Raw genomic sequence first — 12,143 nt, 5'->3', positions numbered from 1 at the left:
TAATCGTTACACACTCTGTTTCTTTCCTTGATTGACAAATGAGCGGACTTCTTCCGCAATTTGTCCAGGTAATAATCCGATTTCTTCTAACAATTCGTTGACACCGCCATGCTCGATATACCAATCCGGGATACCAAATCGTTTGACACGCGGGAAAGCTTCCTGTTCATTGGCATGTTCGAGAACAGCTGAACCGAATCCGCCCTTGAGCACCGCTTCTTCAAGCGTTACGAGTGGAATACCTTCCGCGTATAATGCATTCAACATTTTTTCATCCAGTGGTTTGATCGTCCGGGCATTGATGACCCGTACCGATACATCCCCTTCTAGAAGTTCCGCAATTTTCAAGGCGTCCTGTACTTGTGGACCGAATGCCATGATGGTGACATCCGTTCCTTCGCGTTCGACGTCCCATGTATCAAGCGAAATTTCATGGAGTGTCTCATCCATCGGAACACCGATGCCTTCTCCGCGTGGGAAACGGACGGCAATCGGTCCTTCGTATTTAACAGCCGAATAGAGAAGGTGTTGCAGTTCATTCTCATCTTTCGCCATGACAATCCGGATATTCGGTACGTGACGCATGAAGGCGATATCAAAGACACCTTGGTGTGTTTCGCCGTCCGCACCGACGAGACCCGAACGGTCGATTGTGAACGTCACATCGAGGTTCTGGCGTGCGACGTCATGAACGAGTTGGTCGTATGCACGCTGGAAGAAGGTCGAATAAATCGAGACGACCGGCTTCATGCCTTGTGTTGCCTGACCGGCAGCAAATGTTACGGCATGTTGCTCCGCAATCCCGACATCAAACATCCGTTCCGGGAATTCTTTTTCAAAGCAGTCGAGTTTCGATCCGACACTCATCGCCGGTGTAATCAGAGTTAACTTATCATCCTCACGGGCCATCTTCGTCAACGTGTCTGCCACTGTGAACGAATAACTTGGTGCTTTTGATTTCCCTTTGATGACTTCGCCTGACTCGATCTTGTACGGTCCTAGACCGTGCCATGTGCCGATGCCGTCGTATTCAGCCGGACGGTAGCCTTTTCCTTTTTTCGTGATGACATGAAGCAGGACAGGCCCTTCTTCTTTCTTCACATAGTTCAGCTGTTCGATTAAGTCCGTTAAATCATGACCATCGACCGGTCCGTAATAATTAAAACCGAGTTCTTCAAAGAACATACCGGGAACGAGTGCTCCTTTGACCGCTTCTTTCAGCTTCTCGCCGCCTTTTTCAAGCTTTCCGCCGATTAACGGGATTTTTTTAATCAATGTTTCGAGCTCATCTTGCGCGTAACGGACTTTGCGCGAAGAACGGATTCTTCCTAACATCTGATGCATCGCCCCGACATTCGGTGCGATCGACATCTCGTTGTCGTTTAAGATGACGATGACGTTTTGTTGTTCCGCTCCGATATGGTTCAATGCTTCGAGTGCCATTCCGCCTGTCAACGCACCGTCCCCGATAATGGCGATCGCCCGGTCATCATTACCTTTTAGTTCATTCGACACAGCAATCCCCATCGCTGCCGAAAGTGAGGTCGAACTGTGGCCTGTTTCCCAGACGTCATGAACGCTCTCGTTACGTTTCGGGAATCCGCATAACCCTTTGTGTTGACGCAGCGTATCAAACTGACCTGCCCGTCCTGTCAAAATTTTATGCACGTATGCTTGGTGTCCGACATCCCAGACGAATTTATCGTTCGGACTGTCAAATTCGCGGTGAAGCGCCAATGTCAGTTCGACGACACCTAGATTCGGTGCTAAATGTCCACCTGTCGTTGCTAATTCTTCAATCAAAAAGCGTCGGATGTCACCTGCGAACAGTTCTAATTCCGAGACTGACATACGCTTTAAAAATGACGGATCCTGTATCTCTGTCAACTTCATACCTTACCGCCTCTTTCCCTTGCATTCTTATATGGTTTGTACCCTACATTGTACTAGAACAATCTTGCGAACGCCACATTCCCGGCGCATAAAAAAAAGACGGCTTACTACGCCGCCTCTCTTAATGGTCACGCTTGACGACGAAGTCGAGCAAATCCTTAAGCGGTGTCGCTTCGACGGAAAGAGCCTCGATTGCTTCATTCGCTGCCGTCACTTGGGCTGCAAGTGCCCTTTTCGCCCCGTCAAGACCCAACAGTTTCGGATAAGTTGCTTTGTCATTTCCTTCATCACTGCCAACCGGTTTCCCGATTTTGTCAGCATCTCCGGTCACATCCAGGATGTCGTCTTGAATTTGGAAAGCAATTCCGAGATGACGGCCGTACCGTTTCAACTGTTCGAGATCCTCATCTGCGACTCCGGCTAAAATGCCGCCTGCTTCGACTGCAAAAATCAACAAGGCTCCTGTTTTCCGGCGGTGAATCGATTCCAGTTCTTCCGCATCACTGATTCCTCCGCGCTCTCCAAGCATGTCATCCAGTTGACCGCCGACCATCCCGGCTGCACCCGCTGCTGCTGCGAGTCGCTCGAGTAATTTCACTTTAACTTCCGCTGCGGCCATCGTTTCGAGTAGACACGTAAAGGCATTCGTCAGTAACGCATCCCCTGCGAGAATGGCGGTCGCCTCATCGAATTCAATATGATTGGTCGGACGTCCGCGTCGCATATCATCATCGTCCATCGCCGGTAGATCATCATGAATCAAGGAATATGTATGAATCATCTCAAGCGCCGCCGCTGTTGCGTCACCCGTCTTACGATCGACGCCGTAAGCATCGAGGACAGCATAAATCAATGCCGGCCGGACACGTTTCCCCCCTGCATCAAGGGAATACAGCATCGCTTCCCGCAGACGATCCGGTGCTTCGAGACGGTTCATGAAAGTTTCCAGTGCTTGCTCCACCTGCGTTTTCCACTCTGTTAAGACAATCATTGTGATCCTCCTTTTTCACGTAACGTGCCATCTTGTTCCAAGATTTGATCGAGCCGTTTTTCTGCCGTCGACAGCTTTCCTTGACAGAGTGCCGTCAATTTCACGCCTTCCTCGTACAAATTCATCGCTTGCTCAAGCGGTGCTTCACCTGCCTCCAGTAGTTCGACGATTTCTTCCAACCGCTCTAAAGCGGCTTCAAAGGATTGTTCTGTTTCCATCTTCTTCATCCTCTCGTTTCGCTAGGATACTCCCGTCATGAAACTGAACCCGGAAGGTCTGATCTGACAATTCTGTTACGGAACGGACGAGTCGGCCGTCCTGCTCGACGTAAGTATACCCACGCAACATGACTTGCGTCGGGCTGACCGAGTCAAGGCGGGCAATCATTTGATGCAACCGGTCCTGCTTCGTGCGGAGGACGGTATGGATCCGTTCCAGCTGTTTCCGTGTCCGGACCAACTGGCGTCCTTGTTCCGCCAAACGTTCCTGCATCGCGATTCGGGCAAACCGGTTCACCTGATCCGTCAAGGCTTGTTGCTTCGACTGCAACACCTGTTTTCCGATCCGGTTCAGTCCCATCTCTGCCCGGTCCAACCGTTCCTGTTTCAAACCTAACAAGACACGAGGAGACTTCAAGCCGTAACTCGTTGCCAGCCGCTGGACTTGATCCTTACGTTCGGTGATGTACTGGGCGTAATGGCGCGTCAATCTCCGATTCAGTTCATTGAGACGCTTCGCAAGTTCCGCTGCTTCCGGCGTCACGAGTTCTGCTGCGGCAGTCGGCGTCGCCGCCCGGACATCTGCAACAAAATCCGCAATCGTAAAGTCTGTTTCGTGACCGACTGCTGACACGATCGGAATCCGCGACTGATGAATGGCTGTTACGACCGGCATTTCGTTAAACGCCCACAATTCCTCAATCGATCCGCCACCGCGACCGATGATCATCACGTCACATGCCTGATGTTCGTTCATCCATTCAATGGCACGGACGATTTGGGGTGCAGCCTCTTTCCCTTGAACGAGAACCGGCGCAAAAACAATAGCGGCTTGCGGATAACGGCGACGTAACGTCGTCGCGATATCATGAAGGGCGGCTCCCTTCGGCGAGGTTACGATGCCGATTTTTTGCGGGAAAGCCGGTAACGGCAGTTTCTGTTCCGCTTCAAACCATCCGCGGGCCTCGACATCCTCTTTTAGCTGGACATAGGCTTCGTAAAGGGCTCCTACACCGTCTTCCATCATCCGTTCGACGTAAAGCTGCATCTCACCCGATGCGACATAAACCGAAATCCGAGCCGTAATGATGACACGGGCTCCGTCCCGGATGTCCGTCTTGACACGACTGGCATCCCGGGCGAACATGACCGCTTTCATCCGCGACTGTTCATCTTTCAACGTAAAATAAAGGTGACCGGAAGAGTGTCGTTTAAAGTTCGACACTTCTCCCACCACCTGGACTTGTTGGAGCAACGAGTCGTTCTCGAGTTCCCGTTTCACATATTGGACGAGTTCGGAAACCTGGAGAGGATTCGTCATTTCGCTGCCTCGATCGTATTGTGAAGCAACATCGTGATCGTCATCGGCCCGACCCCACCAGGAACTGGTGTAATCATCGAGGCGACTTCTTTCACTGCTTCAAATTCGACATCTCCGACTAATTTTCCGTCGACCCGGTTGACACCGACGTCGATGACGACGGCTTCCGGCTTGACCATATCGGCAGTAATCAATTTCGGCACACCGACAGCGACAATCAGAATGTCCGCCTGACGGGTCATCGCACCGAGATCTGCCGTCTTCGAGTGACAATACGTCACGGTCGCTGATTCATTTAAAAACAGCATTCCGACCGGCTTACCGACGATTTGGCTTCGACCGACGACAACGACATGACGACCGGCAATCGGAACATTCATTTCCTTGACGAGATGCAAAATACCATTTGGTGTACATGGCAAGAAAGTAGGTTCACCGATCATCATTTTCCCGACCGAGACCGGATGGAAACCATCGACATCTTTTTCTGGAGCGATGGCGAAGATGACCTTACTCTCATCAATATGTTTTGGCAAAGGTAATTGAACGAGAATACCGTGTACGCTGGCATCGGCATTCAGCCGTTCAATCAAGTGAAGCAATTCCGATTCTTTTGTCTCTTCCGGTAATCGGATCAAATCGGAATCCATCCCAATCTCCTGCGCCGCTTTTTCTTTACCACGGACATACGATTGACTGGCTGGATCTTCTCCGATTAAGATGACGGTCAGTTTCGGTTGAATACGTTCTTCTTTCAGACGTGCGACTTCTTCTTTCAGTTTCAAACGATACGATTGTGCGACTTGTTTCCCATCGATTACGACTGCCATGATTTTGTCCACTCCCCCAAAAATATTCGCTTCACTCTTTGCCTGATCAAACTTCTCTGTTTTTAAGTTAGTTGCTTTGCGGGTTTTCTTTCAAACCGTTTTGTTCCACTTCTTGCGCTACTTTTCCGAGCACACCGTTGACGATTTTTGTTGCTTCTTCATCGGCAAAAGCTTTCGTTAATTCGATTGCTTCATTGATGGTTACCCGGACTGGAATCTTCGCTTCAAACAACAGTTCATACACCGCAAGACGAAGAATCGTCCGTTCGATGTTTCCGAGACGCTCAAATGACCAGTTCACGAGCGCAGCACGCAGCTTTTGATCAATTTCCGGTTTGTTTGCTTCGACTCCTTCAACCAATCGTGTCACAAACGTATCATATTCTTTACCTTCTACTGCGAATTCAATGGCTTCTTGTGCAGACAGATCCGAGAGTTCCATTTGGAACAAAGACTGTACTGCCAGTTCGCGTGCCATATGTCTTTTCATCATGATTTTACGTGCTCCTTTTTTTATCGTTCTCAATCAATTAGTTTAGCACATTCTTTTTTCAAAAAACATAGAGAACGGCAAAAAGACGGGAGTTAAATACAATCGACTCCCGTCCACGATTACTTCACGATTTCTGCTTTTAGTTCACGTTCTGTAAATTTCGTCGTAAACGTTCCACGACGGAATACGGGATGTGCCAACACTTGTTGATGGAAAGGTATCGTTGTTTTGACACCTTCAATCCAAAACTCGGACAATGCCCGTTCCATCTTCGCACAGGCTTCTTCACGCGTTTCGGCATGAACGATCAGCTTAGCGACCATCGAGTCATAGTACGGAGGAATCATATACCCCGGATATACGGCACTATCAATCCGGACGCCCATTCCACCCGGTGCGACATATTGTGTGACGCGTCCGGCATGCGGACGGAAGTCATGATCAGGATCTTCGGCATTGATCCGGCATTCAATCGAATGACCACGGAATTCAATATCCTGCTGTTGAACAGCTAACGGGTGATCGAGTGCCACCTGGAGCTGTGCCTGAACAAGATCAAATCCTGTAATCATTTCCGTCACCGGATGTTCAACCTGGATTCGCGTATTCATTTCCATGAAGAAAAATTCTTCCGTTTCTTCCACAAAGATGAATTCGATCGTCCCGGCACCGGTGTAGTCAATCGCCTTCGCCGCTTTGACTGCCGCTTCGCCCATCTTCAGACGGGTTGCAGGGCTGACAGCAGGTGATGGTGCTTCCTCAATCAGCTTTTGCATCCGGCGTTGGACGGTACAATCCCGCTCCCCGAGATGGATCACGTTTCCGTGACGATCGGCGAGTACTTGAACTTCGACATGACGAAATTCTTCGATGAAACGCTCGAGATACACTTCACTGTTTCCAAACGCCTGCTTTGCCTCACGGCGTGTTTCATCCAGGCCGGTTACAAGTTCTTCTTGTGAACGGGCGACACGGATGCCTCGTCCGCCTCCACCGGCAGTCGCTTTGATGATGACCGGATAGCCGATCTCATCCGCCAATTGTAAGGCTTCCTCGTCCGTGACCGTACCGGCAGAACCGGGTACGACAGGTACGCCGCAGGCAATCATCGTTTGTTTTGCGACATCCTTGATTCCCATCTGACGGATAGCAGCCGATGTCGGTCCGACGAATTTGATGCCACATGCTTCACACATCTCGGCAAAATCAACATTCTCAGCCAGGAAACCGTATCCCGGGTGAATCATCGTGACGTTCCGATTAGTCGCGACCGCCAGGATATTCGTGACATTCAAGTAAGAAGCAGTCGAACTGACATCTCCGATACAATATGCTTCATCTGCTAAACGGACGTGCAAGGCATCCCGGTCCGCTGTCGAATAAACGGCGACCGTCTGAATGCCAAGTTCTTTTGCAGCTCGAATGATCCGGACTGCAATCTCGCCCCGGTTCGCGATTAAAAGTTTTTCCATTGCCATCACCCCGCTCAAGGACGAATCCGGAAGAGAGGTTGTCCGAATTCAACAAGGTCTCCATCTGCGACGAGAATCTCGACGACTGTTCCGGCTACTTCCGAGTTCAGATTATTAAATAGTTTCATTGCTTCTAAGACACAGACGACTTGACCGACTTCGATCTTGTCGCCGACTTTGACGAACGAAGGTTTGTCAGGATTCGGACGCGAATAAAACGTCCCGACCATCAATGCATTGATCGTTACCGTGTCGGCTTCAACGCTCTGTTCTTCCGGAGCTGGTTCTGCTGTGACTGTCGCAGCTTGCGGCGCCGGCGTTGCCACGCGGGCCGGTGCTTCGTGTGAGACCACGATATTATCATTTTGTTTTTTTAATTTTAACTTATACGTATCGGTTTCAAGAGAAAGTTCATTGACACTCGATTGGTCCAACATTTCGAGTACTTGCTTCAACTGATCGATTTTCATTTTTCTTCATCCCCTATCTCAACATTCACCTTTATTATTATACTTTAATATTATACCAGGTGCTAATGCCTACTCAAATACTAATATTAACTGGTCATACCAAAGGACGCAAGTTAAGACAAAAGGAAAAAACGCCCATCCGTCCAAGTCGAGGAGGAATAGGCGTTTCGAAAACTTGATTATCCGTTGTAACGCCCTGTGAAATCACCAGTACGTGTATCAACTGTTACTTTTTCTCCTGCTTCGATGAAGAGTGGTACATGGATAATATGTCCCGTTTCAACCGTTGCATTTTTCTTAACGTTTGAAGCTGTATCGCCTTTGACGCCCGGCTCTGCTTCAACAATCGTCATAACGATCGTGTTCGGCAATTCGATTCCGAGAACTTCACCGTTGTAGATCGCGATTTGAACTTCCATGTTTTCTAGAAGGAACGGGAGTGCCGCTTCAACTTGAGCCGTTGTCAATTCAAGTTGTTCGTATGATTCTGTATCCATGAAGACATATGTTTCCCCCATCGGATAGAGATATTGCATTTTGTTGCGTTCGATGTGGGCACGCTCGACACGTTCACCACCACGGAATGTCATCTCTTGAATGTTTCCGTTACGGATGTTACGCATTTTCGTCCGGACGAATGCTGCCCCTTTACCCGGTTTAACGTGTTGGAATTCAAGAACCTGCCAAATCATTCCGTCTGATGTTTTAATTGTAAGTCCTGTTTTTAAATCGTTTACTGATACCATGAAAAGTTCCTCCTAAATGTTGATCTTGCCGTTTTACAGTGTGATGAGTTCTTTTGGTGAAGACGAAAGAATTTCACGCCCTGACTCGGTGATCAAGACGTCATCTTCAATCCGACATCCTCCGACTTGCGGTACGTAAATGCCCGGTTCAACCGTCACGATCATCCCAGGTTGCAGTTTCGTTTCAGAACGGAATGACAATCCTGGTCCTTCATGTACTTCCAACCCGATTCCATGCCCCGTCGAATGACCGAAATATTCCCCATATCCTGCATCCTTGATGATGTCACGCGTCAAAGCGTCTGCTTCAATTCCAGTGATTCCCGGACGTAACCCGTCAACGCCTGCGAGCTGCGCTTTGAGAACCGTATCGTAAATCGTTTGTAACTCCGGACTGATCGGTCCGACGGCCACAGTACGCGTGATATCCGAAACATATCCGTTCAACAATGCACCGAAATCAAGCGTCACAAGTTCACCTGACTGGATTACTTTCGAACTGGCGACACCGTGTGGCAACGCTGAACGATATCCAGACGCAACAATCGTATCGAATGACGACGACGTCGCACCGTGTTTACGCATGAAGAACTCGAGTTCGTTCGAGACTTCAAGCTCTGTCCGGCCAGCTTGAATATACGTCAAGATGTGGTGGAACGTCGCATCTGCTAAATCCACCGCTTCCTTAATCATCTTAATCTCTGACGAATCCTTAATCAAGCGTAGGTTTTCAACGATTCCAGTCGTCGGAACCAATTCCACGGAAGATGCTTGATCGAACGCTTCGAATGCGCCGAGTGTCATTGCATCTTTTTCAACGCCAACTGCACGCACACGGGCTCCAGCCATCAATTCGCCCATCGTTTCAGGGATCGACCGTTCAATTTGGACGATTTCCATTCCCTTCACTTGATCCGCCGCTTGTTCCGTGTAACGGAAATCCGTCACGAAATAAGCTTGTTCAGCCGTCACGAGACATGCACCGCTCGAACCGGTGAATCCAGAAATATATCGGATATTTTCTGCCTTCGTCACAAGAAGACCTGGTAAATCACGTTCTTTAAGAGCTGTTTGAAGTGCTTCAATACGATGTTTCATGTCTGTTTCCCCCTTTGATTATGTAGACGGTTGAATCAATGCTTCGATTGCGAGCAAGTAACCTGTCATCCCTAATCCGCTGATGACTCCTCGGCAAACCGGTGCAAGCATCGAATGATGCCGAAATGCTTCGCGTGCATGAACGTTTGATAAATGAACTTCAATCGTCGGTACATCGATTGCCGCGATCGCATCACGCAACGCAACACTCGTATGCGTGTAAGCCGCCGCATTGAAGACGATTCCGTCATATCCGCGCGCTCCGTGTAAATAGTCGATCAGTTCGCCTTCATGATTTGACTGGGCGAACTGAAAATCAACATCTTTAAAACGAGTCCTGACCAGACTTTCCAAATCCGATAATGTTTGCGTCCCATATGTATCCGGTTCCCGTGTCCCGAGCAAATTCAAGTTCGGTCCATTCAAGACTAAAATCTGCATTTCATCACCTCCAGATTGTCTCTATTATTGTATCATAAGTCGTTTTCCGCCTCCTAAATTTTCGACTGCTATTAACAGCTGAGCATAGTGTTTTTCTCCTAAATCGAGTAAAATGACGGTACACGATATTTTATTTGAAGATGGGATGCGTTGCTCTATGAAAACTGCTCAAGCGCCCGTCGGTGGACAAGCCATCGTCGAAGGGGTCATGTTCCAAAATGCCACACATGCCGTCTCAGCCATTCGTCGAAATGACGATACGATTGAAACGTTCGAACAAAAAAAACCGATCCGGCCACGAATCGCCGTCGGTAAAAAAATCCCGTTGATCCGCGGATTGTTTGCCTTAGTCGAATCGTCCGCGAACGGGGCAAGTCATATGAACTTTGCCAGTGACCGGTACGGGGTCAATCCGGGGGAAGAAGAGCCGGAAGAGGCTTCCCAAGGTCAACTGACGAAATGGCTTGGTGTCGTTGTCCTCGGTGTACTGTCGTTCTTTTTCGGAAAGCTGATGTTTACACTGCTTCCGGCTTTTCTAGCTTCTCTGTTCAGTTACTTCCCGGCGCTGTCCGGTCATGTGATTCAAAATGTACTGGAAGCTGTAATCAAGTTGACGTTACTTTTCAGTTATCTTTATCTGATTTCCTTGACTCCGCTCGTCAAACGGCTGTTTCAATATCACGGTGCCGAACATAAAGTCATCAACTGTGTCGAAAGCGGAAGGCCATTGACGGTCGAAAACGTCCGGACCAGCAGTCGCCTGCATTACCGTTGCGGTTCAAGTTTCTTGATTTTCACCGTCATCGTCGGCTTTTTCGTTTATTTAATCGTCCCGACCGACCCGTTATGGTTACGTCTCGTTTGCCGGATTGCGTTACTTCCTGTCGTCATCGGTTTATCTTTCGAGGTTTTACAATTAACAAATAAAGCCCAAAATATTAAAGGTTTACGCGTCATCGCCTTGCCCGGCCTGTGGTTACAGTATTTGACGACAAAAGAACCGGATGATTCTCAGATCGAGGTTGCGATTTACGCGTTTGAAGCACTCGAAAAACAGGAACATAACCTACATGAGAATGCACTTGGTTAATTGATAACAGGGGTGATAATATGATTAGACAACGGATTGGTTCTACATTCGCACTTGTCGTGTTACTGTTTGCGTTCGTCGGCTTTGGATATAAGCTCGCCAATGATCCCGGTAGTCTGTTTTCACAATTACTGTTTTTTGCGATTACAGCTGGAATCATCTTCCTGCTGTTTAAATTTTTAACACGCAACAGCGTCAACAGCAGCACAAATTCTCAATATCGAAAATCTGTTGCGCAGTCTAAAAAAATGTACGCTAAAAACAATCCTTCACCCCGCCGGACCGATTTTAAGAAGAAGCCGGTTAAAACAACGAAAACGGCTGCTTCTAGTAAAGTCCGCCCCCTTCGCGACCGATCAAAAGCACCACATTTGACTGTCATCGAAGGAAAAAAAGGCAAAAAGAAAAAACGTGCTTTTTAAACAAATCAACAGTAGCTGTGCGCCTTCGAGGCACACAGCTACTGTTTTTTTAATCCGTTTCAACCCAACCCACATATGGCAGATTCCGATACTTCTCGGCACAATCAATACCATAACCAACCACAAAATAATCGGGAATCTCAAATCCGACATAATCGGCATCGAGCGGTACTTCCCGTCGTGCCGGCTTGTCGAGTAACGTACAAATTTTCAAGACACCTGGTTTATGCAGCTTCATGTGTTCACACAAGAAACTTAAGGTATGCCCGGTATCGATGATATCCTCGATGACGACGACGTATTTCCCTTCGACATCAAGATCCAAGTCCTTTTTCAACTGGACGCGTCCTGACGAGACGGTTTTGGCCCCGTACGATGAACAGGCAACCGTATCGATTTGGACACTACCTTTGATTTCACGCATTAAATCAGCAGCAAATACCATCGATCCTTTTAACACGACGACTAAAACAATTTGCCGTCCTGCCGCATCACGTTCAATTGCAACGGCAAGTTCTTTTACTTTGGCGGCAAGTTCTGACTCTGATACCAACTTTTCCTTAATCACGATTTCCATAACCGGATGGATCCCCATCCGTCACCCCCTTCGATGATTTCACGGTCAGTATAGCATATTCGATGCCGATTAACCGTACTA

General features: G+C 48.4%; 14 protein-coding genes. 2 read left to right on the top strand and 12 right to left on the bottom strand.

The genetic code is table 11. The features are described from left to right. Window positions 1-6: 6 nt before the first annotated feature. The 11 genes from dxs to aroQ all read right to left on the bottom strand — a co-directional run bounded on the left by dxs (window position 7) and on the right by aroQ (window position 9,973). Entirely contained in the window at window positions 7-1,893 is a 1,887-nt protein-coding gene (gene dxs / locus ABIC15_RS05635; RefSeq protein ID WP_354019963.1) for a 1-deoxy-D-xylulose-5-phosphate synthase, read from the bottom strand. 121 nt (window positions 1,894-2,014) lie between these two features. Then, window positions 2,015-2,884: a polyprenyl synthetase family protein gene (locus ABIC15_RS05630; protein ID WP_012369811.1), complete on the bottom strand. Its 870-nt coding sequence runs from the start codon at window positions 2,882-2,884 to the stop codon at window positions 2,015-2,017. Next, window positions 2,881-3,102, bottom strand: a complete 222-nt coding sequence (xseB, locus tag ABIC15_RS05625; protein ID WP_012369810.1) for an exodeoxyribonuclease VII small subunit — start codon at window positions 3,100-3,102, stop codon at window positions 2,881-2,883. The genes ABIC15_RS05630 and xseB overlap by 4 nt, the downstream gene beginning before the upstream one ends. Then, on the bottom strand, window positions 3,080-4,423 hold the full coding sequence (gene xseA, locus ABIC15_RS05620) for an exodeoxyribonuclease VII large subunit (protein WP_012369809.1): 1,344 nt from the start codon (window positions 4,421-4,423) through the stop codon (window positions 3,080-3,082). Before xseA ends, xseB begins: the two co-directional genes overlap by 23 nt. Continuing rightward, on the bottom strand, window positions 4,420-5,253 hold the full coding sequence (gene folD / locus ABIC15_RS05615) for a bifunctional methylenetetrahydrofolate dehydrogenase/methenyltetrahydrofolate cyclohydrolase FolD (RefSeq protein WP_012369808.1): 834 nt from the start codon (window positions 5,251-5,253) through the stop codon (window positions 4,420-4,422). The genes xseA and folD overlap by 4 nt, the downstream gene beginning before the upstream one ends. A gap of 67 nt (window positions 5,254-5,320) precedes the next feature. Next, on the bottom strand, window positions 5,321-5,746 hold the full coding sequence (gene nusB, locus ABIC15_RS05610; RefSeq protein WP_114596348.1) for a transcription antitermination factor NusB: 426 nt from the start codon (window positions 5,744-5,746) through the stop codon (window positions 5,321-5,323). A gap of 119 nt (window positions 5,747-5,865) precedes the next feature. Continuing rightward, window positions 5,866-7,218 (bottom strand): acetyl-CoA carboxylase biotin carboxylase subunit, encoded by a 1,353-nt coding sequence (gene accC / locus ABIC15_RS05605; protein WP_214766098.1) that lies wholly within the window; start codon window positions 7,216-7,218, stop codon window positions 5,866-5,868. Window positions 7,219-7,232: 14 nt separating this feature from the next. After that, window positions 7,233-7,688: an acetyl-CoA carboxylase biotin carboxyl carrier protein gene (gene accB, locus ABIC15_RS05600; protein ID WP_012369805.1), complete on the bottom strand. Its 456-nt coding sequence runs from the start codon at window positions 7,686-7,688 to the stop codon at window positions 7,233-7,235. A gap of 179 nt (window positions 7,689-7,867) precedes the next feature. Beyond that, window positions 7,868-8,434, bottom strand: a complete 567-nt coding sequence (gene efp / locus ABIC15_RS05595; RefSeq protein WP_012369804.1) for an elongation factor P — start codon at window positions 8,432-8,434, stop codon at window positions 7,868-7,870. A gap of 33 nt (window positions 8,435-8,467) precedes the next feature. Then, window positions 8,468-9,532 carry a M24 family metallopeptidase gene (locus ABIC15_RS05590; RefSeq protein WP_012369803.1) on the bottom strand — a complete coding sequence of 355 codons (1,065 nt, stop codon included), beginning with the start codon at window positions 9,530-9,532 and terminating at the stop codon, window positions 8,468-8,470. An 18-nt stretch (window positions 9,533-9,550) separates the two neighbouring features. After that, window positions 9,551-9,973, bottom strand: coding sequence for a type II 3-dehydroquinate dehydratase (gene aroQ / locus ABIC15_RS05585; protein ID WP_012369802.1), 423 nt, complete (start codon window positions 9,971-9,973; stop codon window positions 9,551-9,553). Between the two features lie 157 nt (window positions 9,974-10,130). Here aroQ and ABIC15_RS05580 point away from each other — a divergent pair, with 157 nt between their 5' ends. Together ABIC15_RS05580 and ABIC15_RS05575 are read left to right on the top strand one after the other, a co-directional pair. Next, entirely contained in the window at window positions 10,131-11,063 is a 933-nt protein-coding gene (locus ABIC15_RS05580) for a DUF1385 domain-containing protein (RefSeq protein ID WP_354019959.1), read from the top strand. A 20-nt stretch (window positions 11,064-11,083) separates the two neighbouring features. Further along, entirely contained in the window at window positions 11,084-11,485 is a 402-nt protein-coding gene (locus ABIC15_RS05575; protein ID WP_012369800.1) for an SA1362 family protein, read from the top strand. A 49-nt stretch (window positions 11,486-11,534) separates the two neighbouring features. Here the strand turns inward: ABIC15_RS05575 and hpt are convergent, their stop codons facing one another. Beyond that, entirely contained in the window at window positions 11,535-12,062 is a 528-nt protein-coding gene (hpt, locus tag ABIC15_RS05570) for a hypoxanthine phosphoribosyltransferase (protein WP_354020329.1), read from the bottom strand. Window positions 12,063-12,143 lie beyond the last annotated feature (81 nt).

It is taken from the genome of Exiguobacterium sp. PvP048, assembly GCF_040549175.1.
GTDB lineage: Bacteria > Bacillota > Bacilli > Exiguobacteriales > Exiguobacteriaceae > Exiguobacterium_A > Exiguobacterium_A artemiae.
The sequence above is the reverse complement of the archived record's forward strand: the minus strand, read 5'-3'. Positions and strand labels throughout refer to the sequence as shown.